The organism is Pseudomonas sp. 22072 (genome assembly GCF_052046095.1).
In the GTDB taxonomy this organism is placed as follows: Bacteria; Pseudomonadota; Gammaproteobacteria; order Pseudomonadales; family Pseudomonadaceae; genus Aquipseudomonas; species Aquipseudomonas paracarnis.
In genome coordinates this window covers 1-26,007 of sequence record NZ_JBQEQE010000028.1, presented here as the reverse complement: position 1 = coordinate 26,007, position 26,007 = coordinate 1, and the positions used below count along the sequence as shown (strand labels likewise).

The following is a 26,007-nucleotide window of genomic DNA, read 5'->3' as shown; positions in this document are numbered from 1 at the left end:
GAGCGTCGCATGCTTCTACACACCTCCACCTGGATCGAAATCGGGCAGTTCCTGGAACGCAGCCGCACGGTGGTGATTCCCATCGGTTCCAACGAGCAACATGGCCCCACCGGCCTGTTGGGCACTGACTGGATGTGCCCGGAAATCATCGCCCACCACGCCCAGAAGCACGCCGATATCCTGGTCGGCCCGACCTTCAATATCGGTATGGCCCAACACCACCTGGGCTTTCCCGGCACCATCTCCCTGCGCCCTTCCACCTTTATCGCCGCAATTGGCGACTGGGTGCGCTCGTTGGCCGGGCATGGTTTCGAAAAGATCCTGTTCCTGAACGGCCACGGCGGCAACATCGCCACGATTGAAGCGGCGTTCTCCGAGCTGTACGCCGAAGCTAGCTTCGCCCGCCGCCCGGCCGGGTTCGCGCTGAAGCTGGTGAACTGGTGGGACCTGGAAGGCGTCACTGACCTGGCCCAGCGTCAATTCCCGGTCGGGCATGGCAGCCACGCCACGCCGTCGGAAATTGCCGTGACGCAGTGGGCGTATCCGGACGCGATCAAGTCTGCCGACTACTCACCACGAATTGCCAACACCGGCCCGATCCGCGAGGCCCTGGACTTCCGGGCGCGCTTCCCTGACGGCCGCATGGGCTCGGACCCGGCGTTGGCTACTGTGGAGAAAGGCGGTGAGTTGGTGGCATTGGCGGCGCAGGGATTGGTCAAGACTGTCGACAGCTTCAGCAACGAAGCCAAACCCTGATCCAAATGGGGCCAATACCCTGTAGGAGCGAGCTTGCTCGCGAAAAAATCATAGGCGCCGCGTTTATTCAGGGGGCGCGCGTTACCGTTGACGTCTTTCGCGAGCAAGCTCGCTCCTACAGGGTGTCAGAAGTTGCCCCCGCCCACCTTTGGATTTGCGTTGTGCCTGGGTTTATCTGCAATCCTGTGCGGCCTGCTCCAGCCGCGATGGCTTGATCGCCGAAGCCAGCGGCTTGCGCTCGTACAGGAAGACCTTGGTGCCGTCCTGGGACTTGTAGGCCTCCAGCACATCATCGGCGGCAATCTTGCTGGTCAGCAGCACCTTGGCGTGGCGCGAGTTCTGGGTGACGGTCGAGGTGATGCCGTGCTTTTCCAGCTTGGGCAACACGCATTGCACATAGCCGTCGGGGGTCTTGTTGGTTTGCAGGGTCAGTGATGGGGCATTTGGCGCCGTGATACAGCCGGTCAACAATAACGAAGCACAAGCCAGGGCCGGGGCGAAGAAAGAGCGCATAAACATTCCTGAAAATAACCAAATAGGGTTCACAACCATTCGCGGGTCAACCTGCGCGAACCAGGGCCTTGAGCGACGCATCGAACTGCTTCAGGGCATCTTGCTGTACATCGCGTTGTTGCTCGATCAGTGCAGCAATCTCCGGCGCCGCCTTGTCGTGCACCCACACTGACGGCACGTGCTTGTCCACCGAGCCTTCGGCCTTGGCGATAAACTGCAGGTTCGCGTCGTAGAAGCGTGCGACAAAGCGTGCTTCGACCCGGTCATTACGCTGGGTCAGCAATTGGTTATGGGTATCGAGCACCACCACCACATCCGGGTGCGCCTGCACCAGGGCATCCAGGCTGCTATAAACCGTCACCGAGAAAAAAGTGCCCTGCAACGAGTGCATCAACCAGTCGATCGCCAGTTCCGGGTCGGAGCTGTTGACGAACGCCTCGCGAATCCGCCCATCCAAGGCATCCTTGGCGCCGTTCAGCGCCATGGCGTGGTAGCGTTCAAGGTAGCTGAGGTTGTCGCGGGTGTTTTCGCTGAACAACACCCCCACCGACTGGGCACGCTGCAGAGAGTCTACGCTACCCACCAGTGGCAGCAAATGGCCTGTACGCACGTCATCGGCCATCGCCGGGGTGGTCATGACCGCGGTGCCCAGCATCAGGGCCATCAAAGCCAACTGGATAATCGTCCTCATCGCGCATTTTCCTTGGGCTGCGTCTCGATGTACAGATTCTGCGCGTTTGGCGAAAAAACAGAACTTGTGATCCTTGATGGTGACTATCATTTGAACCGATAGTGTCAGGCCGCCCATAAAATCTATAAGGACCCCGCCATGAAGCCCTACCAGAAAATCTTCGATCGTATCCGCGAGGCAGTCCTGCCAGAGTTTCGCGAGCGAGTCGCCGACTACCTGGTCGAGTACGAAACCGTGCTGCTGGACTCACACGCCGACGCCGCAAAAGGGAGCGCCAGCGCCGAGCAACTGCGCGGCTACTTGCGTGGTTTGAACACCATGCGCGTGTTGGGCATGGCCGATTGGGAAGACCTCGACCGGCGCGTTGCCCAGCAGGCAGAGCTAGAGCGCGGGCCGTCGCAGCTCGACCCACTCGCGCACTGACGGCCGCTGCCACTGGCGTTGCGCGTAGGCCACCAGTTGCGCTGGCACCGGGTCGCCATTGAGGATCAGGCGATTGAGCATCACCGCCAGGTCCACATCGGCAATCGACCACTGCCCGCACAGGTACTCACGGTTATCCGCCAGCAAGGCTTGCGCCGCGCTGATCAACTTGGTCGCGGCGGCTTGAGCCTCTGCTGACAACGGCGGCCTCTTCTGCCCGCAGAACACCACCAGCGTCGAGCGCTCCTGGCGAATCGGCAGCAGGTCGCTGCGCAACCACGCTTGAACCTGTCGCGCCCTCGCCCGCGGCTGCACATCCGCCGGGTACACGCGGGTCTCGGGGTAGGCCTGGTCCAGGTACTCGGTGATGGCCGAAGACTCCGACAGCGCAAAATCACCGTCTACCAGGGTCGGCACTCGCTGGGTCAGGGAGCGTTGGACGTAATCTGCCGCCTGGTTCTGCCCGGCATCGAGGTCCAGGGTGAGGGTCTCGAACGCCAGGCCTTTTTCGCGCAAGGCGACAAACACCGACATGGCATAGGGGCTGGTGAACAGCGAATCAACGTAGAGGTGCAGCGGGCCTTGGCTCATGGGCAATCTCCTGGTGTGAGCCATCACGCTACGAGATCCGGGCCGATAAAGACAATGCAGGGTTTTTATGGGGGCATTCCTGGCAGGAATAGCGCGGCTAGTGGCAATATTATGGCTCCCGCTGATTTTCAAGGAAGGAACAGCACATGAAACAAGCAGTTGTGGTTATCCACGGCATCGGCGAACAGCGCCCAATGGACACCTTGCGCGGCTTTGTCGAAGCGATGATCCCTACGGACACCCCCGATGGCACACCTCTGTACTGGAGCAAGCCGGATCGGCTGTCGCGCAACTTCGACCTGCGCGTACTGAAGGCCTCGGGCCGTACCTCGACGGATTTCTATGAGTACTACTGGGCCCACAAGATGCAGGGCACCAAGTTCGGCCATCTGCTGGGCTGGCTGTGGGACATCTTCAAGCGCCCGCGTCGCGACATTCCCGAGGCCATCGTGCCGATCTGGCGCAGCACGCGCTGGACGGTGCTGGTGTTATTGCTGCTGGTTGCCAGCGGTACATTGGCCACGGCCTGGGGCCAATTGCCCCTTAGCGACAACCCCTTCGCGCTGATTCCCCTGCTGCTCGCGGCAATGGGACTGGCGCTGCGCTATTCGGCGCTGGCCTACCTGGGAGACGCCGCACGCTACCTCAGCCCCAACCCGCAAAACGTGATGGTGCGCGAGCAGATCCGTGCTGATGGTGTCGACCTGCTGCGCGCTCTGCACAATCAGGGTGACTACGAGCGCATCATCGTCGTCGGCCACAGTTTGGGCAGCGTGATTGCCTACGACATCGTCGGCTACCTCTGGCATGAGTACCACGACAAACTGACCCAACTGACCCCCAGCAACCGTGAGCTGGCAGCCCGTTATGCCAACCGCGAACCGCTGCAACCGGTGGTCAAGGATGCCCTGCCGGCCGCCGGCGCCTTGCTGGACGGCAGCCTAAGCAACCTGTTGAATTTTCGTCAGCAACAGACCGAAGCTTTTGCCGAACAGCGCGGCCTGGGCAACCCCTGGCGCATCACCGACCTAGTCACGGTCGGCAGCCCGATGGCCCACGCCAGCCTGTTGCTGGGCCGCAGCGTCAGTGATTTCAAACAGCGCATGGAACGCCGCGAAGCCCCGGCCTGCCCGCCGACCGAAGACACCCAAGGCTACGGCTACAACGCCCGCCAACCGCTGATGCTCGGCCAAAAGCCCTTCACCCCGCACTACCTGCACCACGCCGCAGCCTTTGCCGTCACGCGCTGGACCAACCTGTACTTCCCTGCCCCCTTCGGCCTGTTCGGCGACATCGTCAGCGGCCCGGTCAAGCCCGTGATGGGCGGCGGCGTGCTGGACTTGCCGGTGACCGTGGGCAACGGCAAAGGCTGGCTGGCCAAGTCCTGGCTCAGCCATACTCACTATTGGAGCGAACGCGGCGGTGCCCAGGGTTACCTCGACGCACTGGGCCAGGATGAACAGGCGATCACCCAAGGCCCGCGTCCTTCAGCCACTGAAGCGTTGCGGTGGGCGATAGACCTCAAGGGCGTGCGGCGGTTTCGCCGTGTCGCCACCCAGCAGAGCCTGGCGCCAGAACACGCCTAACCGGCGAAGCCACCGGCCTTGAGGAAGGCGAGTTCTTCATCGGTGCTCGCCCTGCCCAACACCCCATTACGATGGGGAAACCGCCCGAACCGCTCGATGATGTCGGCATGCTCCTTGGCCCAGTGGTAGGTGCTGGCATCCAACTGCTGGTTCAGGGCCAGGGAGCGTTGCTGGTCCTGCGGGTCTTCCGAATGTTCAAAAGGCAAATAGCAGAACGCGCGCAACTGAGGTTCAACCTGTTGATCCAATCCCGCGTCCACCATCTTTCGCGCATAAAACCGCGCCAGCGGGTCGGTGGCGAACATATGCGCCGTGCCGCGAAAGGCGTTGCGCGGGTACTGATCCAGCAGGATCAATAACGCCAGCGCGCCATCCGCCGTGGTCAACCAACCTTCGAGTTCACGCCGTGCAGCCTGCATATGAGCCGCGTTGAATCTATCGCGAAAGTCCCTATCGAACCCCTCGTCCTTGGCGAACCAACGCTTGGGCCCCGCCTGTTTCCAGAACGCGATTACAGCTTCGGCCGAGTGTGGGGTCATGCTTGTCATCAGCGCCTCGCTTAATGTTATAGAATAACGTCAATATTTTGCCTGCGTGTGATCCTTAACTTATGACTGACGCTATGACTTTACGCAAACGCCTGCTGTCCATCGACGCCCTGCGCGGCCTGGTGATCCTGTTCATGTTGCTGGACCACGTGCGTGAAACCTTCCTGCTGCACCGCCAGGTCAGCGACCCCATGAGCATAGACAGCACCGAGCCTGCGTTGTTTTTCAGCCGCACCCTGGCTCACTTGTGTGCGCCGGTGTTTGTGCTGCTCACCGGTTTGTCGGCTTGGCTGTACGGTCAGAAATATCAAGGTCGTCGCGACGTGTCGGCATTCTTGTTCAAGCGCGGGCTGTTCCTGGTGGTGCTGGAATTCACCCTGGTCAACTTCGCGTGGACCTTCCAACTGCCGCCCAGCGTGATCTACATGCAAGTGATCTGGGCCATCGGCATCAGCATGATCGCCCTCGCCGCGTTGGTCTGGCTACCGCGTGCCTGGCTGATCGGCTTGGCGCTGGTGATTATCGCCGGGCACAACCTGCTCGATGGGCTGCACTTCGCAGCGGGTTCGATGTTGCATGTGCCGTGGGCCATCCTGCATGAACGCACCTGGATTGAAGTCTCTGAAAACCTGCGCCTGCGCACCACCTACCCGGTGCTGCCATGGATCGGTGTGATTGCCCTGGGTTACGGCCTCGGGCCATGGTTTGCCAATGCCACGCTGCCGGCTGTGCGTCAGCGTTATTTACTGGTCGCAGGGGTGGGCGCGTTGGTGGGCTTTGGGTTGTTGCGAGCGCTCAACGGCTATGGCGAGCAGCCTTGGCAGGCGTATGACAGCAGCGTGCTGACGCTGATGAGCTTTTTCAATATCACCAAGTACCCGCCTTCGCTGTTGTTCCTGGCGTTGACCCTGGGGATTGGCTTGCTGTTGCTGCTGGCGTTTGAACGCGCCGGGCATAAGCGCTGGATCGGCGTGCTGGCGGTGTTCGGCGCGGCGCCGATGTTCTTTTATCTGTTGCACCTCTATGTATTGAAAATCCTCTATGTAGCCTGCGTTGCGCTGTTTGGCCTCAACCATGGCACTTACTTTGGCTTCGACGATATCGGTGCGGTGTGGTTGGCAGCGCTGCTGTTGCCGATTGCCCTGTACTTGCCCGTGCGTTGGTTCGCCGGCCTGAAAGCACGGCGGCGGGACCTGGCGTGGCTCAAATACCTCTGACCTGATGCAGGGGGCGAATATTGCCCCCTCCCCTTGTAGGAGCGAGCTTGCTCGCGAAAAACTCACAGGCGCCACGTTCATTCAGAAGCTACGCGTAATCGTTGGCGTTTTTCGCGAGCAAGCTCGCTCCTACAGTTTGACTCAGCACGCAGTTGCCGAGCGGCGGTGACCATATGAATGAGCGCCGCCTCGGTCTCCGGCCAGCCCCGCGTCTTCAAGCCGCAATCGGGGTTCACCCATAAGCGCTCTGCCGGAATCCGCTTGGCGGCCTTGCGCAGTAAGTTGGCCATTTCCGAGGCATCCGGCACCCGTGGCGAGTGGATGTCGTAGACCCCCGGGCCGATCTCATTCGGGTAGGCGAAGGCTTCGAACGCGTCGAGCAGCTCCATGTCCGAGCGTGAGGTTTCGATGGTGATCACGTCGGCATCCATGGCGGCGATAGACTCGATCACATCGTTGAACTCGCTGTAGCACATGTGGGTATGGATCTGGGTTTCATCGCCCACGCCGCTCGCGCACAAACGAAACACTTCAGTCGCCCAGTCCAGGTAGTGCTGCCACTGCGCCTGGCGCAACGGCAAGCCCTCACGAAAAGCCGCTTCGTCGATCTGCACGATCTTGATGCCGGCCGCTTCCAGGTCCACCACTTCGTCACGAATCGCCAGGGCCAGTTGCCGGGCCTGCACTTCGCGGCTCAGGTCTTCCCGTGGGAACGACCACATCAACATGGTCACCGGGCCTGTGAGCATGCCCTTCATCACCTTGTCGGTGAGGCCTTGGGCATAGCGAATCCACTCCACGGTCATGGCGTTCGGGCGGCTCAGGTCACCGACAATCACTGCGGGTTTCACACAGCGCGAACCATAGCTCTGCACCCAGCCGAACCGGGTGAACGCGTAGCCATCCAGTTGTTCGGCGAAGTACTCGACCATGTCGTTACGCTCGGCTTCACCGTGCACCAACACATCCAGGCCGAGATTTTCCTGCACCTCGACAGCGTGCTTGATCTCACTGTGCATGGCTTCGACGTATTCGGCGTGGCTCAACTTGCCCGCCCTGTACGACTGACGCGCCAGGCGGATCGACGCGGTCTGTGGGAACGAGCCGATGGTGGTGGTCGGGAACAGCGGCAAGTTAAGGCCGGCCCGTTGCTTTTCGATGCGCTGGGCAAACGGCGACTGGCGCTGGCTGTCCCGTGCAGTGATGGCCGCTACACGAGCTTGAACGGCAGGCTTGTGAATGCGTGGCGATGCAGCACGAGCTGCCTGCACCGCGCGGCTCGCAGCCAGGGCGGTGAGTACGCCAGGGGCTTGGGGCTGATCGACGGCCTTGGCCAGTAGCGCCACTTCCGCGCACTTCTGCACGGCGAAGGCCAGCCAGCTTTTCAGTTCGGCACCCAACTGATCTTCCCGCTCCAGGTCCACCGGGCTGTGCAGCAGCGAGCAGGACGGCGCGACCCACAGGCGATCGCCCAACTTCTCATGGGCATGCTGCAAGGTGGCCAGGGCTTTTTCCAGGTCGCAACGCCACACGTTTCGGCCGTTGACCACGCCCAGGGACAGCACCTTGTACGCTGGCAGGCGGTCGAGAATGGTCGGGTACTGGTCCGGCGCACGCACCAGGTCGATATGCAGGCCATCCACCGGAAGGTTGGCAGCCAGGCCAAGGTTTTCTTCCAGGCCGCCGAAGTAAGTGGCCACCAATTTTTTCAGCGGGTCGCGCTGGATCAGGTTATAGGCGCGCTCGAAAGCGTTCTTCCAATCCTGAGGCAGATCGAGCGCCAGGATTGGCTCGTCGATCTGCACCCACTCAACGCCCAATTCGGCCAGGCGCTGGAATATCTGGCCATACAGCGGCAGCAGTCGCTCGAGCAGGTCGAGCTTGTCGAAGTCAGCGCCCTTGGCCTTGCCCAGCCACAAATAGGTCAGCGGGCCGATCACCACGGGCTTGACGCTGTGCCCCAGGTCGAGGGCTTCCTGGACCTCTTCGAAGAGTTGGTCCCACGCCAGGTGGAATTGCTGATCGACGCTGAACTCCGGCACCAGGTAGTGATAGTTGGTGTCGAACCACTTGGTCATCTCCTGGGCATGGGCACCGCCGCAGCAGCTGTCACTGACGCCACGGGCCATGGCGAACAAGGTATGCAACGTGGCCTGGCCATCCGCCGGGCGGAACCGCTCAGGGACCACACCGAACATCAACGAATGGGTCAGCACCTGGTCGTACCAGGCGAAATCACCGACCGGCAACAGGTCGATACCGGCTTGCTGTTGCAGCGCCCAGTGGGTGCTGCGCAAATCACGGCCAACGGCGCGCAGGCCGGCTTCGTCGAGCTCACCCTTCCAGAACGCTTCCTGCGCTTTTTTCAGTTCACGATCGCGTCCAATGCGTGGAAACCCGAGGGAATGAGCGACTGCCATGACTTACAACTCCGATGGTGTGATTGATGGCGGTCATTGTCGACAGAGGGGTGTCTTGAGACAAACTCATTCTGTTCTAGATCATCACAAGATTTACTCATGTTCAGGTAAGCAGGATATTCGCGGCGCTATTGTTGATGTGTGGGGTGCCAGGACGGCCGTCATCGCGGCCTCGCTTAGGCTCGAGCGCTCCCACAGGAGGCGGCATGATTCTTATGAACGGTCATACTTACGCCCTATGCTTAACGTGGCGCGCAAAATCCGCCGGCTAACCTTTCGATCTGTTCCAAGTGCGGGCACAATGCGTGTCCTTTTTTGGCAGGCACCGCCGCAGGCTCTCAAAAATGATCAAAACGCCGTACTACCTCATCGATAAACAGAAGCTTCTGGTCAACATGCAGAAGATTGCCTACGTGCGCGAACAGTCCGGCGCCAAGGCTCTGCTGGCGCTCAAGTGCTTTGCCACCTGGTCGGTATTCGACTTGATGCAGCAATACATGGACGGCACCACCTCGTCGTCGCTGTATGAGCTCAAGCTCGGTCGCCAGAAGTTCGAAGGCGAAGCGCACGCCTACAGCGTGGCCTGGGCCGACGATGAAATCGAAGAGATGCTGGAGAACTGCGACAAGATCATCTTCAACTCCATCAGCCAGCTGCAGCGTTTTGCCGAACGCAGCGAAGGCAAGACCCGCGGCCTGCGTGTGAACCCGCAGGTGAGCAGCTCTGACTACCTGCTGGCCGACCCGGCGCGCCCGTTCAGCCGCCTGGGCGAGTGGGACCCGGTGAAGATCGATGGCGTGATCGATCAGATCTCCGGTTTCATGTTCCACAACAACTGCGAGAACGGTGACTTCAGCCTGTTCGACAAGATGCTCGGCACCATCGAGGAACGCTTCGGTGAACTGCTGCACAAGGTCAAGTGGGTCAGCCTCGGCGGCGGCATCCATTTCACCGGTGAAGGCTATGCACTGGATGCATTCTGCGCACGGCTCAAAGCGTTCTCCGAGAAGTACGGCGTGCAGGTCTACCTGGAACCCGGCGAAGCGGCGATCACCAACAGCGCCTCCCTGGAAGTCACCGTGCTCGACACTCTCTACAACGGCAAGAACCTCGCCGTGGTCGACAGCTCCATCGAAGCCCACCTGCTGGACCTGCTGATCTACCGCCTCAACGCCAAACTGGCGCCGAGCGAGGGTGAACACACCTACATGGTGTGCGGCAAATCCTGCCTGGCCGGGGACATCTTCGGCGAGTATCAATTTGATCGTCCGCTGGCCATCGGCGATCGGCTGTCGTTCATCGACACCGCAGGCTACACCATGGTCAAGAAAAACTGGTTCAACGGCCTGAAAATGCCGTCCATCGTAGTGAAACAACTCGACGGTACAGTCGAGGTGGTTCGTGAATTTGGTTACGACGACTACCTGTCCAGCCTGTCCTGAGCTGGCGGATAAAGGAGAGATAAAGCAATTGAAAAAGAACGTTCTTATCATTGGTGCAGGAGGTGTCGCCAAGGTGGTGGCCCACAAGTGCGCGCAGCACAACGACGAACTCGGTCGTATTGCTATCGCGTCGCGCAACATCTCCAAATGCCAGGCCATCATCGACAGCGTCAAGGCCAAGGGTAGCCTCAAGGTTCCCGCCGATATCCAAGCCTTCGCGCTGAACGCCCTGGACGTGGAAGCGACCAAGGCCTTGATCCGCGAGACTGATTCGCAGATCGTCATCAACGTCGGCTCCGCCTTCCTCAACATGTCGGTACTGCGTGCCTGCATCGACACGGGCGTGGCTTACCTCGACACCGCCATCCACGAAGAGCCGGGCAAGGTCTGCGAGACCCCGCCGTGGTACGGCAACTACGAGTGGAACCACCTGCAAGAGTGCAAACAGAAGAACATCACCGCCATCCTTGGCGTGGGCTTCGACCCAGGTGTCGTCAACGCGTATGCCGCGCTGGCGCAGCAACAGCATTTCGACCGCATTGATTCGATCGACATTCTCGACGTCAATGCCGGCTCCCATGGCAAATACTTCGCCACCAATTTCGATCCGGAAATCAACTTCCGCGAATTCACCGGGCAGGTGTGGAGCTGGCAGAACAGCCAGTGGACCAGCAACACCATGTTCGAAGTCAAACGCACCGACGACCTGCCGGTAGTCGGTTCGCAGAACCTCTACCTCACCGGCCACGATGAAGTGCACTCGCTGTCGAAAAACCTCGACGTGCCCAACGTGCGTTTCTGGATGAGCTTCGGCGAACACTACATCAACGTGTTCACCGTGCTGAAAAACCTCGGCCTGCTTTCCGAACAGCCGGTCAAGACCGCCGAAGGCCTGGAAGTGGTGCCGTTGAAAGTGGTCAAGGCCGTGCTGCCCGACCCGTCCTCGCTCGCCCCGGGCTACACCGGCAAGACCTGCATCGGTGACCTGGTCAAAGGCACCAAGGATGGCCAACCGCGTGAGATGTTCATCTACAACGTGGCTGATCACGAAGAGGCCTATGCCGAGACCGACAGCCAGGGCATCTCCTACACCGCAGGCGTACCACCGGTAGCCGCTGCGCTGCTGGTGGCGCGTGGCGAGTGGGATGTGAAGCACATGGCCAACGTCGAGGAACTACCGGCCGAGCCGTTCCTCAAGGCGCTGGATGTGATGGGCTTGCCGACTCGGATCAAAGACGAGAACGGTGATCGGGCCTGGGATGCGACGGCCTGATAGGCCATAGCTGACCGAGCAAAAAATGCGCCCTCAGGGGCGCATTTTTTTCATGCTGTCACGGGTCGACCGACAGACTCTCTCCACTGTCGGATTGAGTTCTCCAAATGCTCAATGGCTTGTAATGCGTATACCCTGTCATGCTCAGGGCATTCATCGCTTTGCGCATGCCCACGTGCCTGCTCGAGAACGTTGGTGAGAGAGCCCCTCATGAAAAATGCTGCTGACTTAATCCCTTTGTAGCGTTCAAGCACCTGTGCAAGCCATTGAAGCCAGCGAACAATAAGCTGCAGATGCTCTACGCCAAGCCCCCCCACAGCCAGAAGCACGGCTCCAGCAGGGTGGAAGTCTCGTGTCTCGTAGCTTAGCCCGGCAAGTGTCTGCTCAATAACTTTCGGCAACGTGTGGTGTGCATGCTGGTGCAAACATTTCAGCAAAGCTGAACGTACGTTGGTGTCATCAGAGTGACGAGTCAGCCATTCGGAATACTCACTGAAAATAAACGCCTGTTTCTCTTCGCTGAACTTGTGTACATGACTTAGAAAAGCGGCGCGCACATTCGTATCTTCAGGATGGTCGGCCAGCCATTCCCAATAAGCATCAAGCACCAATATCTGCTCCGCAACACTGAGCTTGTCGATGTGCTTGAGAAAACCATTACGTACATTTGAATCGTTAGGGTGAACGGCAAGCCAGCTCACGTAGTCGTCTAGAATGGCAGCCTGGTCGATCTCACTGAATTTGCCAAGATGGGCCAGAAAACTATTGCGTACATCCATATCCTCGGGGTGTTCGGCTAACCATCGACGCAAATCATTGAGCGTCGCAGTGCAATCAGCCGGAGTGAGTCGCTTAAGGTGCATCATAAAGGCGACACGCACGTGAGTGTCGTCAGGGTGTTGTGCGATCCAAGCACGAATGACGTCTTTGCGTGAGACAACCGACCAGGCGCCACCATGAATCATCATCCAGTTGAGAAAATTGCTGCTGATTCTCGCGCCTTTGGTGTCGTCGAAAGCACACCAGATGTGATCCAGCAACCTTGCCTGCAGCGTAGGCTGATCTACAAGTGCGCTGCACAGAGCCATTGCGCGACTCTGCTCGATAAAAAAATCGGCTGAGTCCAGCACGTCCCGATAGGGCAACGCATGGGACAAACTGCGTACCTGTGTCGTGGAGCCCAGATAAAGGACGTGGTAAGCCGCCAACCAACTCTGCTCATCATTCAACGCTATTCGGTGCAGTAACGCCCCATTGATACAGGGCGGCATTGGCACCGCACTACGTTTCCATATCCAACAAAGCTCACACAGGTAACGCGTTTCCAGCGTGACTACATCGGCGGCACACCAGGCATTGGCCACTGCGGTGAGCAACGGTTTAGCCTCCGCCGCAGAAAACTCATGAAGTGCTACCAGCGCTTGCGCCAGAGGCCGTGCCGCCATTGGAAAACGCAAGCTGGCCTTCGCGATAGACTCGGTCACCGACCAACTGGCGGCAGGTCGCCGATCCCAGGCAGCTTGTGCAACCAGTGTATGCATGGTACGAACCACACCGCCTTGGGAGGCGAAACTCGCAGGTGATTCCTCGATCTGAAACACCCCCCAACCGTGAGCACTTTTCATTTGTGCCAGCCGCTCACCCACTTCTTCGTCATCACGAAACCACGGAGCCAGAAATGCCTTAAGTAGAAGTAGCGGGCACGCACCGTAGGCGCGATTAAAGAACACCACCAGCCAAAGTGCTGCTACTTGCCACGGTAGCTCACGCCCCAGGACTGTCCGTGGCAATCGAGCACCTTCTGCCAAGTTGTCCCATAGCCCATCGATGATCTCATCGAACGGGGTATTAGTGGCGGCTAGCATCGTTAACACCAGCAGTTCCTCATTACCCGATGATAGCTCCGTCATATCCGACTTTGGATAAAAGCGGGCCAGCGTTAGACGCTCGGAGCAGTCAGGGCGCTCCACTCGCCTGGGAGGCAATAAGCGCAAACTGCTTAGTTGCTGACTATATCGATCCAGCAAAAACTCAGGTGTCGCGGCCAACACCACCATTCTCGGTCGCAACTTGGACAATTTGTCCAGCACACGTGGCCAAAGGCTGGCAACACCTAGCGGGTCATCCAGCACCAGCAACAAGGCCCGCTTGGGATCCTGCCGCCCTTGCAACGTAGCGACCACCGCAAGGACTTCTTCTTCGTCATTCACTGCAAAACGAGCGTCGATAGCAGTACAGACGCCTTCGTCTACCAACTGTGCCGCTGCACGTATAGCCAGCGTGCTTTTGCCGCTACCTGGCGCACCGACCAGCAACTGCAAGCGCAGTTTCTCTTGAGACTGGAGGCAATCGTTCAATGCGTTGCGCAGACCATCAACAACATCGGATGTAATGCTGCGCTCAAAAAAACCTATGGTAGCGTCACTACCGTGCACCACATCCTTCCATTCCGGCCGACGTGCGACATATCGCTTCTGGGGGAGTTTTCGCAATTGCTGCAGCGCGGTGCGGTCAATCAATGGCAGGAACAAGCTTGAGCTCACATGTTCTCGACGGAAAGGGTCGAGCCGATCGTTAACATCAATCGGCCTGATGCCCAGCGGAGTGGTAGTCAATCGGTCAATCTGCCCGCCGAGACCGGTGTTCGAAGGCGCAAGTCCCAGCAATGCATGCAAGCAGTGAATAACGTCCTGGGGGTTTTGATCCGGTGCCAGCCAGTGCGCCCTGGCCAATGCATTCACAGCATCATCTTCGGCTGGCCACAGTGCTGCCGTACTCGCGGCTGCTTCATCGGGCACAAACAGAACCTGCGTTGCTGACCACATCTCATTGAACAATTTTCTAAGGCCGAACGCTTGAGCCTCATCTTGCCACTGCGCAAGATCGCTGCCCTTTCCGGCAGTCTCCCGAACAGCGTTCAAAAAATGCGCATACACTTCAGTCTTTTTTTTCAATGCTCCTGGCAAGTCGCGAAACTCAGCGTAGGCAACGTCGTTGGTCACAAGGCGCAGATTCAGGCGCTCGCGCTGCGTGTCCGCTGTCCATAACCACTTAGGCGCAAAACCGGAAAAAACTTTGGCCAATTTTGCGGGTTCGGTCCAATCGTTACCTTGCTTGCATTGCCACAAGGTGACACCACCATTGGTGTCCAACTCGTCGATATCTTCCGCCCACTCATAACGTATCCACGCCGGAATTTGCGTACTAGATCCTTTGACGACGTGACCAATCAGCATGGATACCATTCGTAATGTCGCAAAGGCACGCTGATACTCGAACCCGGCCAACGCTACACGCCCACCCCGGGTGGCGGCCAAGCCCTTGAGACGATCAAGGTCGATAGGAAATCCTTTCAAACAAGCCTCCAAGGCGTACAACAAAAAAGGTCTTGCATGATCGAGACGTGACAAACGCCGAGAATTCTACTTGATTAGTCAGGATATGAAAGACTACCAGTTGGCAAAAGGCTATCAATGCAAAATCACTTGCAGGAACGTCTTGGACTCTGTTGACCAAAGGTGGCTTGCGCAAAAACAGGGGCGATAAAACACAGGTCAGCCCAGACTTTTGTTATTCGAGATTACGCGCAGAGTTACTCAATGCTCTGGAGCACTGCAAAAGCGCAGGCGCCAACTGTTGCTCAGAATCCGCCCTGCTCCAGCGACTGGTCGGCGCCACTACATGCACTGCGGCCACGGGCCGGCCATTGCCACCCAGCACTGGCGCGCCGATGGTCATGTCGCCGAGGAACAGTTCCTGAGTGTTCACCGCATAGCCCTGCGCCCTCACCTGCTCCAAGGAGGCCATGATCGCCTCGACGTCAGTCAGGGTGCGGCTGGTATGCGCCACTCGCTGGCTGTTCTCGATCAACGCCAACGCCTCCTCCTGCGGCAACGCACTCAAATACGCCCGCCCCGACGCCGTGCAATACATCGGCACCCGTGAGCCAATCGGCATGTGCACCGGCACGAACCCTGCGCTGACAAAGCGCGCGATGTACGTCATGTCGTAGCCCGCCGGCTCGGTAAGGCACGACGTCTCGCCGGTCAATCGGGTCAACTCGGACAAGAACGGGTTGGCCACTTCAATCAACGAATGCGCATCCAGGTAACTGAAGCCCAACTCCAATACCCGAGGGGTGAGTTGGTAATGGCGTGTGCGCGAGTGTTTCCGAAGGTAACCCAGGCTTTCGAGGGTAAACACCATGCGCTGGGCCGAGCTTTTGGTCATGCCAGCGGCCTCTGCCACCTCTGCAAGGCTCATGCTACGGCGCTGTGCGCTGAAAGCCTTGAGCACAGACAGGCCTTTTTCTAGGGATTGGTTGTGCAAACTGTTGCGGTCTTCGGGCATGGCGAACTCGCGGGCAGGTGGCTCAGGCGTGGTGATATTTCTACCTTAAAACTAGATTAATGACCATTAAATATCGTATATCGATACGACCGGTTCATTTTCCAATATTTTTATCATCGTTTGCGATTTATTTGATTCGAAATGGCATAGAGCTTGCGATTTTATCGACAGCCGCTTGCGGTACTGGCTTTCCGTTTTCCGTCTGGAGTAACCCGATGAACAGTCTTTCGCCCTTGTTCCGCCGCCTTGCCTTCGGCCTGTGCGCCACGCTCTGCATCAGTGTCGCGCACGCAGGCAGTGCGTCCTCGTACAAAGTCGGTGCAACCGCCAGTGGTTCGCCGTTTACCTTCCTGGATATCAAGAGCAACAGCATCCAGGGCGTGATGGTCGACGTGACCGAAGCCGTCGGCAAGGCCGGCGGGTTCAGCAGCCAGATCGAGCAGACCAACTTTGCCGCGCTGATCCCGTCCCTGACGTCCGGCAAGCTGGACTTTATTTCCGCCGGCATGCTCAAGACCCCGGAGCGTACCCAAGTGGTCGACTTCAGCGCCCCGGTTTACGCCTATGGTGAAGGGCTGATCATCAGCGCCGACGACGATGCCGCCTACCCTGACCTGATGCCGCTCAAAGGCCAGGTCGTCGGCGTGCAAGCCGGCACAATCTTCTACGACCAACTGAACAAGCTGGGCATCTTCAAGGAGATCCGCACCTACGACTCCATCGGTGAGATGGTTCGCGACCTGTCCCTGGGCCGCATCAAGGCCGCCGTGGGTGACCAGCCGGTGGTGGCCTACCAGATCCGTCAAAAGCTGTTCAAAGGCGTGAAACTGGCGCCTGACTACAAGCCCACTAACGTCGGCGAAGTGTGCCTGGTGGTGCGCAAGGGCGATGCCGCAACCCTTGAGCGCCTGAACACCGCCATCGCCAGTATCAAGGCCGACGGCACGCTGGACAGCATCCTCAAGAAATGGGGGCTGGACGCCCAGGAGCGCCCATGAACCTGGCTGAGTTCCTGCAGAACGCCCAGGACTTCCTGCCGATCCTGCTGCAAGGCGCCTGGGTGACGATCCAGATCACCGTGCTGTCGTTCCTGCTCAGCAGCGCCCTCGGCTTGGTGCTGGCACTGCTCAAGCTGTCGCCGATTCGCGCGCTGTCCTGGACCGCCAGCACCATCATCAACGTAATCCGGGGGCTGCCGATTATCGTGCAGCTGTTCTACATCTACTTCGTGCTGCCAGACATGGGCATCCATCTCACCGCGTTTTATGCCGGAGTGATCGGTATGGGCATCGCCTACTCGGCGTACCAGGCGGAGAACTTCCGCACCGGCATCATCGCCGTCGAACAAGGCCAACGTGAAGCCGCCGAAGCCTTAGGGATGCGCACGGGGCTGATGATGCGCCGTGTGATTCTGCCCCAGGCCTTTCGCATCGCCCTGCCGCCCTACGGCAACACCCTGGTGATGATGCTCAAGGACTCGTCACTGGTGTCGACCATCACCGTCGCCGAGATGACGCGCCAGGGCCAACTGATCGCCTCGTCGACCTTCCAGAACATGACCGTCTACACCCTGGTCGCCCTGCTCTACCTGTTGATGAGCCTGCCACTGGTGTATGGCCTGCGTCGCATGGAGCAGTACCTGGGCCGGAGGAAAAAAGCATGATCGAGATTCGCCAGTTGCAAAAACACTACGGTGATCACCGCGTCCTGCACGGCGTCGACCTTGACGTGGCCAAGGGCGAAGTGGTGTGCCTGATCGGCCCCTCCGGGTCGGGCAAATCCACCCTGCTGCGCTGCATCAACGCCTTGGAAGCCTACGACGGCGGGCATATCAACGTGTTCGGCGAAACCGTACAACGTGGCAGCAAGACCGTACACGCTCTGCGCAGCCGCATGGGCATGGTGTTCCAGCGCTTCAACTTGTTCCCCCATCGCACGGTGCTGGAAAACGTAATGGAAGGCCCGGTGTACGTCAAAGGCGAACCGCCCCGCCAAGTCCACGAAGAAGCCCTTGTGCTGTTGGAAAAAGTCGGCCTGAGCGCCAAGGCCGACGCCTACCCCGAACAACTTTCCGGCGGCCAGCAGCAACGCGTTGCCATCGCCCGCGCCCTGGCGATGAAACCCGACGCCATGTTGTTCGACGAACCCACCTCGGCCCTCGACCCGGAACTGGTCGGCGATGTGCTGGCGGTAATGCGCACCCTGGCCGATGAAGGCATGACCATGATCGTGGTCACCCACGAAATGGGCTTTGCCCGCGAAGTGGCCGACCGCGTGTGCTTCCTGCACGGCGGTTACATAGTCGAAAGCGGCCCCGCCGAACAGGTGCTGGGCAACCCGCAGCATGCGCGTACCCAGGACTTCCTGCGGCGCGTGCTGCACCCCAAAGGCAACACGCGGAGCCTGCCATGAAGTCGTTGTGGTCGGCGACTGCGCCGTCAGTGGTGCCAACACCGGCATTGAACGAGTCGGTGAAGGTCGACGTGGCGATTGTCGGAGCCGGCTATACCGGTTTATCGACGGCGCTGCACTTGGCAGAGCGTGGCGTGTGCGTGTGTGTGCTGGAGGCTCATGAGCCAGGCTGGGGCGCCTCGGGGCGCAACGGTGGGCAGGTCAACCCCACGCTCAAATATGACCCGCAGCAGCTGGTACAGAAGTACGGGCCGGAACGCGCCGAGCCGTTGATCGCCACGGTGTCGAAGTCAGCGGACCTGGTGTTCAAGCTGATCGAACGCCATGGCATCGATTGCGCGCCGGTGCGCAAGGGTTGGATGCAGGTGTCGTACAGTGAAAAGGCGGTGGCCGGGTTACATGCACGGGCCGAACAATGGGCCCGACGCGGCGTGCCAGTACGGCGCCTGGACGCCACTGCGGTGGCGTCACGCATGGGCAGCTCGGCGTTTGCCGGCGGCTGGCTGGATGGACGTGCCGGGGCCATTCAACCCTTGGCGTATGCCCGCGGGTTGGTGGCAGCGGCGTTGGCGGCCGGCGCACGGGTGCATGGCCACAGTGCGGTGACAGGCTTGCAGCGCCAGGGCTCGGTTTGGCAATTGCAGACAGCCGGCGGCGCGCAGGTCACGGCAGATCAAGTGGTGCTGGCCACCAATGGCTACAGCGATCACTTATGGCCAGGCATGGCCCAGAGCATTCTCGCGGCCAATAGTTTTATCGTCGCCACCAAGCCATTGAGTGGCCGCGCAGCCGAAAGCATTTTGCCAGGGCAGGAGACCGTGTCGACCGCGCAACGCTTGCTACTGTATTTTCGCAAAGACGCGTATGGACGCCTGCTGATGGGCGGCCGCGGTCTGTTCAACGACCCCACCGGGCCGGCCGATTTTGCCCACCTGGAGCGCTCCCTGGCACTGCTGTTTCCGCAACTGGGGCCATTGGAATTCGACTACCGCTGGGCCGGCCGCATCGCGATCACGCGGGACTTCATGCCCCATGTCCACGAACCGGCGCCGGGGCTCACCTTGGCGTTGGGTTGCAATGGGCGCGGGATCGCGTTGTGTACCAGCCTGGGTCAGCAATTGGCTGGGCGGCTATGCGACAGCACGGCCGACTTCGCCTACCCGATAACGCCCTTGCAGCGCTTGCCATTGCATCGCTTGCAGCGGTTCTACATTGGCGCAGGCGTGGCCTGGTATAGCTTGTTGGATCGGTTGAACGTCGGTTAATCGCCAATCGCTCTTGCAACTGTCAATTCCAACAGGTTACTGCCTACTTGAATGCCGTTAGTCTGAGCGAGCCAGCCATCGACTGGCTCACCCATTCACCATGTGCGAAAGGAATCGTCCATGAAACGGCAGACCTCTTCAAACACCCTCACGGCACGCTTGGCTGGCCTGGCCTATAGCACCTGCTGCTACCTGGTTTTCTTATTCACCTTGCTTTACATGATGGGCTTCGTGGGGGCTGTGGTCGTACCCAAACACATCGACTCCAGCGCGCGCATCGACTGGGCGCAGGCACTCCTGATCAACGCGTCACTGATCATGGTGTTCGGCATCCCGCACAGCGCCATGGCACGTAAACGCTTCAAGCGCTGGCTGGCAATCTTCGCCCCGGCAGCGGTAGAGCGCTCCACCTATGTGTTGCTCTCCAGCCTGATGCTCGCGCTGCTGTTCTGGCAGTGGCGGCCCATTACACAGACCGTTTGGGAGGTTGACGCCGCCTGGGCCAAGGCAATGCTGACCGGCCTGTTCTGGCTGGGCTGGGGCATCGTGGTGCTGGCAACCTGCTTGATCAGTCACTTCGAGTTGTTCGGGCTGAAACAGGCCATTGATCGCTGGCGCAACGCCCCACAATCGGGCCCGACATTCAGGACGCCGATGCTCTACAAAGTCGTGCGTCATCCGCTGTACCTGGGCTTCCTGATCGCCTTTTGGGCAACGCCGCATATGACCGTGGGGCATCTGCTGTTTGCGCTGGGGATGTCGGTGTATCTGTTCATTGGCGCCCGTTTCGAAGAGCGGGATTTAGTGGCGCTGTTTGGTGAACGGTATCGGCGCTATCAGAGTGAGGTGGGCATGATCGTGCCGCGTCTCAACAGGCCCCGCGACTGACCTACTGTAGGAGCGAGCTTGCTCGCGAAGATCGTCAACGATGACGCGGGCAACCTGGATGACCGCAGAGCCTGGGCGTTTTTCGCGAGCAAGCTCGCTCCTACAGTGATCGATGGCGCTGTGTCAGCCAGCACATCCAGCACTGAAAAACCGCTATCGCAGGCAAGCCAGCTCCCACAGGGAGAACGATCTCAAAACACCGACCACCCAATCCGCTCACTCAACAATTCCAACGCCTTCATCCCCGCCAGCGAATTACCCGCTGCGTTCAGCTCCGGCGACCATACGCACACCGTGAACTGCCCCGGCACCACCGCGACGATCCCGCCGCCGACCCCGCTCTTGCCCGGCAGGCCCACGCGGTATGCAAAATTGCCCGCCTCGTCATACAGCCCGCTGGTGGCCATGATCGAGTTCACTTGCTTGGTCTGGCGCGCCGTCAGCACCTGCTCGCCACTGTGGGCACTCACGCCTTCATTGGCCAGGAAGCTGAACGCTCGGGCCAGGTCCAGGCAGCTCATCTGCAACGCGCAATAGTTGAAGTAGCTGTGCAGCACCGCGTCCACATCGTTATGAAAGTTGCCGAACGACTTCATCAGGTAGGCCATGGCCGCATTGCGCGCACCATGCTGGGCTTCAGATTCGGCCACGACGCTGTTGACCAGGATCTGCGGATTGCCCGACAGGCGCCGTACAAAGTCGCGCATCGACAGAATCGGCACGGCGAAGCGTGACTGGTTGATGTCGCAGATCACCAGCGCGCCAGCGTTGATAAAGGGGTTGCGCGGGCGGCCACGCTCGAATTCCAGCTGCACCATGGAGTTGAACGGCTGCCCCGAGGGCTCGTGGCCCAAGCGCTCCCAGATGGATTCGCCGCCATGGTCGATGGCCTGCACCAGGCTGAAGACCTTGGAAATGCTTTGCACCGAAAACAGCGTGTCTGCATCTCCAGCGCAGTAGGCCGTGCCGTCGTTGCCGTATACCGCGATGCCGAGTTGGTTGGCGGGCACGTCGGCCAGCGCGGGAATGTAATCGGCGACTTTGCCGAGGCCGATCAAGGGGCGCACTTCGTCGAGGATCGACTCCAGCAGCGCCTGCATAGCTTGTCCTGTCATCTTTGTTCGAATCAGTGGTAAACGAGGCGCGGAGGATACGTCAATGGGCGCGCAACACCCACACAATCTCTACCACCCGCTCGGCAATCACCACGTAGATCAGGATCAACCACAGTTGCAACGCCAAGTGATAACGCAACTTGGCCAGGCGGCGGATGCCGTCGCTGACGTTCAACAGCATCAGCACCGTGGACAGCACAATCAAGCCCCAGCCCGCGACGCTGGAGGCGAAGATACCGATCAGCAACTCGTGCGGTCCCACCAGCGCGTTGGTCCCCGCCGCAAACAACAACGCGCAGACCAACAGGTTTTTAACATTGTCGAAAATCTGCGTGCTCAGGTCGTTTTCCAGCAACGCCAGGTACCGCGTCCATAAAGTGCGCATGCTTGAGTACCGAGTGGGAAGGCTCGTCAATCAAGGTAGTTCAATTGTGGACGCTGTCGAGCTTTGGCCAGGCTCAGAAATACGCCACATCCGACACTTCTGCATCCAGCACATCCTGGGCCAACGCCCAGGCGCGATCCTTGGACTCCACCACCAGCAGCGGGTAACCCCAGGCCTTGCCGAACGTCACGGCAAAGGGCTTGAGGGCCAGGCGCTTGGCAGCGCTGGGCTCCACCTGGATCATGCCTTTGACGTAAGCGCGCAAGGCAGCCTTGTTTTTCTTCATCCAGATAGAAGCGCGCTTGCGCTCTTCGTGGGCGTGTTCGTGATTGTTCTCATCCACGGCCTTTTCGTGCAGCAGCAAGAAGGGCTGCTCACGCGCCAGCAGACGTTCGAATGTCAGGAAGGCGTCTTCCGGCGCTCCCTCGCTAGGCGCGTCGAAAAAGATTTTCACCACCGGGAAAGTTGAACTGTCGAGTCGCATGGCAAAGCTCCTTTGATGAGATTGGTTCTCATCATAGGGCGCATGACGCTGGACAGCATTGCATAGAATAGCCAGAATATTTCGCAATCCAGCCAAGGCAGTTATCAGCATGGTTCATCACCGCCTCGACCAATACGACCCCTGCCGGGTCCGGGACGCCGCCGCGATCCCTCGCTCGATTGTTGCAGTGGGCGCCTCGAGTACGTCCGAACGCTGGGAACATATCCCTCACCACCATCAACACGGGCAATTGATCTACACCTTGCGCGGCGTGGTGCATTGTGTGATCGAGGCGGGTATCTGGATCGTGCCGCCGCAATGCGCATTGTGGATTCCCGGCGGTGTGACCCACGCGGCCCGTGGCGCTGGCGAAGCAGATGTATATTGCCTGTTGATCAGCCCGGACGCCGCCAGCGCCCTGCCCCGGCAATGTTGCACGCTGTCGGTGTCGCCATTGCTGCACGAATTGATCGGCAAGGCGGTCAGCTTCCCGCAGCTCTACGACGAAGACGGCGCCCCGGGCCGGCTGGTGGCGACGTTACTCGACGAGTTGGCCTTGGCCCCCCTCGAGGCCCTGCATTTGCCCATGCCCCAGGACCCTCGCTTGCATCGGCTGGCCACCAGCTTATTGGCCAACCCCGGCGACAAATCGACCCTGGGCGAATGGGCCGTGCGCATCGGCATGAGCGAACGCAGCATGACCCGCCTGCTGCTGGAAGAGATCGGCCTGAGCTTCGGTCGCTGGCGCCGGCAGTTGCATGTAATCCTTTCACTGCAGCGCCTGGCTAACGGCGAGAGTGTGCAGAGCGTGGCGCTGGACCTGGGTTATGAAAATGCCAGCGGGTTTATCACCATGTTCCGCAAGGCCATGGGCCAACCGCCGGCGCGTTACCTGGCAGACCGAGCCAGTACCGTCGGGCCGCACAGCAACGTGTCAACTATCGCCTTGACGTGAGGTTTTGATGATCGTTCCCACGCTCTGCGTGGGAATGCCTCGTGTGCCGCTCCGCGTCACGCTTAGGGACGCAGAGCATCCTGGGCTGTGTTCCCACGCAGAGCGTGGGAACAATCCACCCGACTCAGTTCTTGTAGTCGGTATCGGTACGCTCAAGCTGGCGCACCAGCGCATTCCAATGCCGCGCCACGCCCGGGCCTTCGCCATTGCTGAACACCTTGGCCTGCTGCTCGACCTTGGCCACCACGTCAGCCGGTGGGAAGATCAACTCGGCATTCCCCGCTGCCTGTGCCGCAATCTGGATGTTGCAGGCCCGCTCCAGGCTTTGTAGTTGCTGGAAGGCATGCTCGACGCTGACGCCGCCCGTCAACAAGCCGTGGTTACGCAGGATCATCACACTCTTGTCGCCCAAATCCGCCACCAGCCGTTCACGCTCGTCCAGGTCCAGCGCCACGCCTTCGTAACCGTGGTAAGCCACACGCCCCGAGAATGCTATAGCGTGCTGGGAGATCGGCAACAACCCTTGCTTCTGCGCCGACACCGCAATACCGTCGCGGGTGTGGGTGTGCAGCACCGCTTGCAAATCATGGCGTGCGCCGTGGATGGCGCTGTGGATCACATAGCCGGCGTAGTTGATCCCCAGGCCCGTAGGGTCATCAACAAGGGTGCCGTCCAGATCGACCTTGACCAGGTTGGAGGCGCTGATTTCGTCGAACAATAGCCCGAAAGCATTGATCAGGAAATGCGCCTCGGGCCCTGGCACCCGCGCTGAGAAATGCGTGTAGATATGATCGGTCCACTTGTACAACGCCGCCAGTCGGTAGGCCGCGGCCAACTTGACCCGCACCTCCCACTCTTGCGGTGTGACCCGCTGGCGCACATTGCTCAAGACACTGGAAATCGGCGTGACGCTACTCATGGCAAATCTTCCTGGATGACCTAAGGGACTTCCAGGCAAGACTAGGGGATGGTCATAAATAATAAAAAGCACATTTTAATCTAAGCTAATTATTATATTTTTTTATAAAAAATAGCAGTGGCAGCTTTCAGGCCGCCACAGGATCTCGTTCCTTTTCCACCGATCAACTCAGCAGGTTCAACGCCCGTTGTTGAGTTTCTCGTTGATTGCATCCGTTTGCCGTTCAATGTCCTTGATCGAGGTCGGCGTCACGACTTTGTCGATGGTTTCAGTCTTGGGGTTCGCAGGTTCAAGCGTCTGCCCTTTTGTGGTCTCGGCATTACCTTTTTGCGCGTCTTCAGAGCTGACGGGGTCGGGGGTTTTATCGGCGGTTTTACGATCAGTCACAGTGCAATCCTCCTGGCAGTGGCAGGCCCCTGAGATGGCGGCCCTATGCAGCAGAACCCTGCGAATCCGGATTGGTTCAAGTCAATTGCCTCGCCTCACCACTGGGCAAAAAAGCGCAAAAAAATTTAAACCTTTTACCCGCCTCTCGATTCAACAGTCAGGTAACGGCATCCCGCCATTTCCAAGGAGAGACACCATGAAAACTCGACTGATGAAACCGATGGGCCTTACCTTCATGCTGATTGCAGGCTCGATTTCCACCGCGATGGCGGCGACCTCCAACGACTTTGTCGACAACGCCGCCGAGGGCGGTATCACCGAGGTGGAAGCGGGCAAACTGGCCCTGGAAAAAAGCAGCTCGGCGGACGTAAAGACCTTCGCCCAGCATATGGTCACAGACCACACCAAGGCCAATCAGGAACTGATGGCCCTGGCGAAAAAACTCGATATCGAAGTACCCGATGATGCCGCGCTCACCGACCAGGCGAAGAAAGCCATCCTGGAAATGCGCGATGAATCCTTCGACAAGGCCTATGCCAACAACCAGGTAGCGGCCCATGAAAAAACCGTCGAACTGTTCAAGAAAGAAGCGGCCTCCTCGGACAATCCCGAGCTGAAAGCCTTCGCCACCAAGACCCTGCCCACCCTTGAAGCCCACCTGAAAATGGCCAAGGAACTGCAAACCAAATACGCCCATTAATCCATCCATGACCCAAGGAGACACTCGACCATGAGCTCGCAACTCAACGGCAAGCACATCCTCGTCATCACCTCCAACACCGGCATCGAGCGCGACGAGTTGCTCAAGCCTCTGGAGACACTGCGTGGCTACGGCGCGACCGTGACGCACGCCTCCAGCAAAGGCGGCACAACCCAGACATTTGTCGGCGACACGGAAAAGGACCAGACCGTGGAATCAGACGTGCAACTGTCGGATGTTGTCAGCGCCGACTTCCATGCGCTGGTCATCCCGGGCGGTACAGTGAATGCCGATACACTGCGCCAGGATGCCGCCGCGCTGCGCTTGATCAATGAGTTCGTGCAGGCCGGCAAGACCATCGCGGCGATCTGCCACGGGCCATGGACCCTGATCGACGCTGGCGTGGTCAAGGGCAAAACCCTGACCGCCTATAAAAGCGTGCGCATCGACCTTGAAAACGCCGGCGCTGCCGGCGTGGTGGATGCCGAGGTTAAAGAGTGCCAGGCCAATGGCTGGACCTTGATCACCTCGCGTACGCCGGACGATCTACCGGCGTTCAATGAGGCGATTGCCAAGGCCGTCGGCGGCTGATCGGTTGACCGCAATGAAAACAGGCGCCCCATGGACTAATGCCAGTCAGTTAAGAGCTCGAGCAGACAACCAGTGACTTGTGGCGAGGGAGCTTGC

Annotated in this window: 26 protein-coding genes; 14 read left to right on the top strand and 12 right to left on the bottom strand. The window is 59.4% G+C overall.

The features are described from left to right. Window positions 1–9: 9 nt before the first annotated feature. A complete protein-coding gene (locus tag ACTJLA_RS22875) occupies window positions 10–756 on the top strand; it encodes a creatininase family protein (protein WP_020301789.1) in 747 nt (248 codons plus the stop codon). Window positions 757–927: 171 nt separating this feature from the next. On the opposite strand, the gene ACTJLA_RS22870 is transcribed toward ACTJLA_RS22875, so the two are convergent. Both ACTJLA_RS22870 and ACTJLA_RS22865 read right to left on the bottom strand, forming a co-directional pair. Beyond that, a complete protein-coding gene (locus ACTJLA_RS22870) occupies window positions 928–1,269 on the bottom strand; it encodes a hypothetical protein (RefSeq protein ID WP_034125705.1) in 342 nt (113 codons plus the stop codon). 46 nt (window positions 1,270–1,315) lie between these two features. Continuing rightward, window positions 1,316–1,960, bottom strand: a complete 645-nt coding sequence (locus ACTJLA_RS22865; RefSeq protein WP_054897774.1) for a hypothetical protein — start codon at window positions 1,958–1,960, stop codon at window positions 1,316–1,318. A gap of 138 nt (window positions 1,961–2,098) precedes the next feature. Between ACTJLA_RS22865 and ACTJLA_RS22860 the strand changes: the two genes are divergently transcribed. Continuing rightward, on the top strand, window positions 2,099–2,383 hold the full coding sequence (locus ACTJLA_RS22860) for a hypothetical protein (protein ID WP_034125707.1): 285 nt from the start codon (window positions 2,099–2,101) through the stop codon (window positions 2,381–2,383). Here ACTJLA_RS22860 and yfcF read toward each other — a convergent pair. Then, a complete protein-coding gene (gene yfcF, locus ACTJLA_RS22855) occupies window positions 2,342–2,974 on the bottom strand; it encodes a glutathione transferase (RefSeq protein WP_057977483.1) in 633 nt (210 codons plus the stop codon). The genes ACTJLA_RS22860 and yfcF overlap by 42 nt on opposite strands. A 146-nt stretch (window positions 2,975–3,120) precedes the next feature. Between yfcF and ACTJLA_RS22850 the strand changes: the two genes are divergently transcribed. After that, on the top strand, window positions 3,121–4,560 hold the full coding sequence (locus ACTJLA_RS22850) for a hypothetical protein (protein WP_314544082.1): 1,440 nt from the start codon (window positions 3,121–3,123) through the stop codon (window positions 4,558–4,560). Here ACTJLA_RS22850 and ACTJLA_RS22845 read toward each other — a convergent pair. Then, on the bottom strand, window positions 4,557–5,099 hold the full coding sequence (locus ACTJLA_RS22845) for a DUF924 family protein (protein WP_054897772.1): 543 nt from the start codon (window positions 5,097–5,099) through the stop codon (window positions 4,557–4,559). The two genes, ACTJLA_RS22850 and ACTJLA_RS22845, sit on opposite strands and share 4 nt — an antisense overlap. A gap of 71 nt (window positions 5,100–5,170) precedes the next feature. Between ACTJLA_RS22845 and ACTJLA_RS22840 the strand changes: the two genes are divergently transcribed. Further along, the gene (locus ACTJLA_RS22840) at window positions 5,171–6,325 is read left to right on the top strand and encodes a DUF1624 domain-containing protein (protein ID WP_054897771.1); all 1,155 of its coding nucleotides are present in this window, start codon (window positions 5,171–5,173) and stop codon (window positions 6,323–6,325) included. Between the two features lie 77 nt (window positions 6,326–6,402). Here the strand turns inward: ACTJLA_RS22840 and metE are convergent, their stop codons facing one another. After that, window positions 6,403–8,745, bottom strand: a complete 2,343-nt coding sequence (gene metE / locus ACTJLA_RS22835) for a 5-methyltetrahydropteroyltriglutamate--homocysteine S-methyltransferase (RefSeq protein WP_181125026.1) — start codon at window positions 8,743–8,745, stop codon at window positions 6,403–6,405. A 344-nt stretch (window positions 8,746–9,089) separates the two neighbouring features. On the opposite strand from metE, the gene ACTJLA_RS22830 reads away from it, so the two are divergent. Then, window positions 9,090–10,187: a carboxynorspermidine decarboxylase gene (locus ACTJLA_RS22830; protein ID WP_005787689.1), complete on the top strand. Its 1,098-nt coding sequence runs from the start codon at window positions 9,090–9,092 to the stop codon at window positions 10,185–10,187. A gap of 28 nt (window positions 10,188–10,215) precedes the next feature. After that, complete coding sequence (locus tag ACTJLA_RS22825) at window positions 10,216–11,460, top strand: saccharopine dehydrogenase family protein (RefSeq protein ID WP_032901677.1); 1,245 nt, start codon at window positions 10,216–10,218, stop codon at window positions 11,458–11,460. Between the two features lie 50 nt (window positions 11,461–11,510). Here the strand turns inward: ACTJLA_RS22825 and ACTJLA_RS22820 are convergent, their stop codons facing one another. Further along, window positions 11,511–14,816 (bottom strand): ATP-binding protein, encoded by a 3,306-nt coding sequence (locus ACTJLA_RS22820; RefSeq protein WP_054897769.1) that lies wholly within the window; start codon window positions 14,814–14,816, stop codon window positions 11,511–11,513. A gap of 214 nt (window positions 14,817–15,030) precedes the next feature. Further along, on the bottom strand, window positions 15,031–15,810 hold the full coding sequence (locus tag ACTJLA_RS22815) for an IclR family transcriptional regulator (protein ID WP_054897768.1): 780 nt from the start codon (window positions 15,808–15,810) through the stop codon (window positions 15,031–15,033). A gap of 215 nt (window positions 15,811–16,025) precedes the next feature. Between ACTJLA_RS22815 and ACTJLA_RS22810 the strand changes: the two genes are divergently transcribed. From ACTJLA_RS22810 to mddA, 5 genes are all read left to right on the top strand, one after another. Further along, entirely contained in the window at window positions 16,026–16,808 is a 783-nt protein-coding gene (locus ACTJLA_RS22810; RefSeq protein WP_054897767.1) for an ABC transporter substrate-binding protein, read from the top strand. After that, window positions 16,805–17,473 (top strand): amino acid ABC transporter permease, encoded by a 669-nt coding sequence (locus ACTJLA_RS22805; RefSeq protein WP_003191710.1) that lies wholly within the window; start codon window positions 16,805–16,807, stop codon window positions 17,471–17,473. The genes ACTJLA_RS22810 and ACTJLA_RS22805 overlap by 4 nt, the downstream gene beginning before the upstream one ends. Next, a complete protein-coding gene (locus ACTJLA_RS22800) occupies window positions 17,470–18,222 on the top strand; it encodes an amino acid ABC transporter ATP-binding protein (protein WP_314544106.1) in 753 nt (250 codons plus the stop codon). Before ACTJLA_RS22805 ends, ACTJLA_RS22800 begins: the two co-directional genes overlap by 4 nt. Next, window positions 18,219–19,487, top strand: a complete 1,269-nt coding sequence (locus ACTJLA_RS22795) for an NAD(P)/FAD-dependent oxidoreductase (protein ID WP_054897764.1) — start codon at window positions 18,219–18,221, stop codon at window positions 19,485–19,487. Before ACTJLA_RS22800 ends, ACTJLA_RS22795 begins: the two co-directional genes overlap by 4 nt. 120 nt (window positions 19,488–19,607) lie before the next feature. Further along, complete coding sequence (gene mddA, locus ACTJLA_RS22790; protein ID WP_198791077.1) at window positions 19,608–20,375, top strand: methanethiol S-methyltransferase; 768 nt, start codon at window positions 19,608–19,610, stop codon at window positions 20,373–20,375. Window positions 20,376–20,566: 191 nt separating this feature from the next. Here mddA and glsB read toward each other — a convergent pair whose 3' ends face one another. From glsB to ACTJLA_RS22775, 3 genes are all read right to left on the bottom strand, one after another. Beyond that, entirely contained in the window at window positions 20,567–21,475 is a 909-nt protein-coding gene (glsB, locus tag ACTJLA_RS22785) for a glutaminase B (RefSeq protein WP_014718789.1), read from the bottom strand. A 55-nt stretch (window positions 21,476–21,530) separates the two neighbouring features. Then, window positions 21,531–21,875: a hypothetical protein gene (locus ACTJLA_RS22780; RefSeq protein ID WP_314544110.1), complete on the bottom strand. Its 345-nt coding sequence runs from the start codon at window positions 21,873–21,875 to the stop codon at window positions 21,531–21,533. 73 nt (window positions 21,876–21,948) lie between these two features. Then, the gene (locus ACTJLA_RS22775) at window positions 21,949–22,359 is read right to left on the bottom strand and encodes a hypothetical protein (RefSeq protein ID WP_034125714.1); all 411 of its coding nucleotides are present in this window, start codon (window positions 22,357–22,359) and stop codon (window positions 21,949–21,951) included. 109 nt (window positions 22,360–22,468) lie between these two features. On the opposite strand from ACTJLA_RS22775, the gene ACTJLA_RS22770 reads away from it, so the two are divergent. Continuing rightward, on the top strand, window positions 22,469–23,314 hold the full coding sequence (locus ACTJLA_RS22770; protein ID WP_054897762.1) for an AraC family transcriptional regulator: 846 nt from the start codon (window positions 22,469–22,471) through the stop codon (window positions 23,312–23,314). Between the two features lie 124 nt (window positions 23,315–23,438). On the opposite strand, the gene ACTJLA_RS22765 is transcribed toward ACTJLA_RS22770, so the two are convergent. Together ACTJLA_RS22765 and ACTJLA_RS22760 are read right to left on the bottom strand one after the other, a co-directional pair. Continuing rightward, entirely contained in the window at window positions 23,439–24,233 is a 795-nt protein-coding gene (locus tag ACTJLA_RS22765) for a class II aldolase/adducin family protein (RefSeq protein WP_054918541.1), read from the bottom strand. A 177-nt stretch (window positions 24,234–24,410) separates the two neighbouring features. Continuing rightward, complete coding sequence (locus ACTJLA_RS22760; protein WP_054897760.1) at window positions 24,411–24,620, bottom strand: hypothetical protein; 210 nt, start codon at window positions 24,618–24,620, stop codon at window positions 24,411–24,413. A gap of 196 nt (window positions 24,621–24,816) precedes the next feature. Here ACTJLA_RS22760 and ACTJLA_RS22755 point away from each other — a divergent pair, with 196 nt between their 5' ends. Both ACTJLA_RS22755 and ACTJLA_RS22750 read left to right on the top strand, forming a co-directional pair. Beyond that, complete coding sequence (locus ACTJLA_RS22755; RefSeq protein ID WP_020303039.1) at window positions 24,817–25,320, top strand: DUF4142 domain-containing protein; 504 nt, start codon at window positions 24,817–24,819, stop codon at window positions 25,318–25,320. A gap of 30 nt (window positions 25,321–25,350) precedes the next feature. Continuing rightward, complete coding sequence (locus tag ACTJLA_RS22750; RefSeq protein WP_314544123.1) at window positions 25,351–25,911, top strand: type 1 glutamine amidotransferase domain-containing protein; 561 nt, start codon at window positions 25,351–25,353, stop codon at window positions 25,909–25,911. Window positions 25,912–26,007: the final 96 nt, after the last annotated feature.

Bases quoted from the DNA above. Each gene is read 5' to 3' on its own strand.
- ACTJLA_RS22860 (WP_034125707.1), top strand. From the start codon at position 2,099: ATGAAGCCCTACCAGAAAATCTTCGATCGTATCCGCGAGGCAGTCCTG.
- ACTJLA_RS22850 (WP_314544082.1), top strand. From the start codon at position 3,121: ATGAAACAAGCAGTTGTGGTTATCCACGGCATCGGCGAACAGCGCCCA.
- ACTJLA_RS22870 (WP_034125705.1), bottom strand. From the start codon at position 1,269: ATGCGCTCTTTCTTCGCCCCGGCCCTGGCTTGTGCTTCGTTATTGTTG.
- ACTJLA_RS22800 (WP_314544106.1), top strand. From the start codon at position 17,470: ATGATCGAGATTCGCCAGTTGCAAAAACACTACGGTGATCACCGCGTC.
- ACTJLA_RS22845 (WP_054897772.1), bottom strand. From the start codon at position 5,099: ATGACCCCACACTCGGCCGAAGCTGTAATCGCGTTCTGGAAACAGGCG.
- ACTJLA_RS22875 (WP_020301789.1), top strand. From the start codon at position 10: ATGCTTCTACACACCTCCACCTGGATCGAAATCGGGCAGTTCCTGGAA.
- ACTJLA_RS22780 (WP_314544110.1), bottom strand. From the start codon at position 21,875: ATGCGCACTTTATGGACGCGGTACCTGGCGTTGCTGGAAAACGACCTG.
- yfcF (WP_057977483.1), bottom strand. From the start codon at position 2,974: ATGAGCCAAGGCCCGCTGCACCTCTACGTTGATTCGCTGTTCACCAGC.
- ACTJLA_RS22810 (WP_054897767.1), top strand. From the start codon at position 16,026: ATGAACAGTCTTTCGCCCTTGTTCCGCCGCCTTGCCTTCGGCCTGTGC.
- ACTJLA_RS22750 (WP_314544123.1), top strand. From the start codon at position 25,351: ATGAGCTCGCAACTCAACGGCAAGCACATCCTCGTCATCACCTCCAAC.
- ACTJLA_RS22840 (WP_054897771.1), top strand. From the start codon at position 5,171: ATGACTGACGCTATGACTTTACGCAAACGCCTGCTGTCCATCGACGCC.
- ACTJLA_RS22770 (WP_054897762.1), top strand. From the start codon at position 22,469: ATGGTTCATCACCGCCTCGACCAATACGACCCCTGCCGGGTCCGGGAC.
- ACTJLA_RS22815 (WP_054897768.1), bottom strand. From the start codon at position 15,810: ATGCCCGAAGACCGCAACAGTTTGCACAACCAATCCCTAGAAAAAGGC.
- ACTJLA_RS22830 (WP_005787689.1), top strand. From the start codon at position 9,090: ATGATCAAAACGCCGTACTACCTCATCGATAAACAGAAGCTTCTGGTC.
- glsB (WP_014718789.1), bottom strand. From the start codon at position 21,475: ATGCAGGCGCTGCTGGAGTCGATCCTCGACGAAGTGCGCCCCTTGATC.
- ACTJLA_RS22865 (WP_054897774.1), bottom strand. From the start codon at position 1,960: ATGAGGACGATTATCCAGTTGGCTTTGATGGCCCTGATGCTGGGCACC.
- ACTJLA_RS22795 (WP_054897764.1), top strand. From the start codon at position 18,219: ATGAAGTCGTTGTGGTCGGCGACTGCGCCGTCAGTGGTGCCAACACCG.
- metE (WP_181125026.1), bottom strand. From the start codon at position 8,745: ATGGCAGTCGCTCATTCCCTCGGGTTTCCACGCATTGGACGCGATCGT.
- ACTJLA_RS22775 (WP_034125714.1), bottom strand. From the start codon at position 22,359: ATGCGACTCGACAGTTCAACTTTCCCGGTGGTGAAAATCTTTTTCGAC.
- ACTJLA_RS22765 (WP_054918541.1), bottom strand. From the start codon at position 24,233: ATGAGTAGCGTCACGCCGATTTCCAGTGTCTTGAGCAATGTGCGCCAG.
- ACTJLA_RS22805 (WP_003191710.1), top strand. From the start codon at position 16,805: ATGAACCTGGCTGAGTTCCTGCAGAACGCCCAGGACTTCCTGCCGATC.
- ACTJLA_RS22755 (WP_020303039.1), top strand. From the start codon at position 24,817: ATGAAAACTCGACTGATGAAACCGATGGGCCTTACCTTCATGCTGATT.
- mddA (WP_198791077.1), top strand. From the start codon at position 19,608: ATGAAACGGCAGACCTCTTCAAACACCCTCACGGCACGCTTGGCTGGC.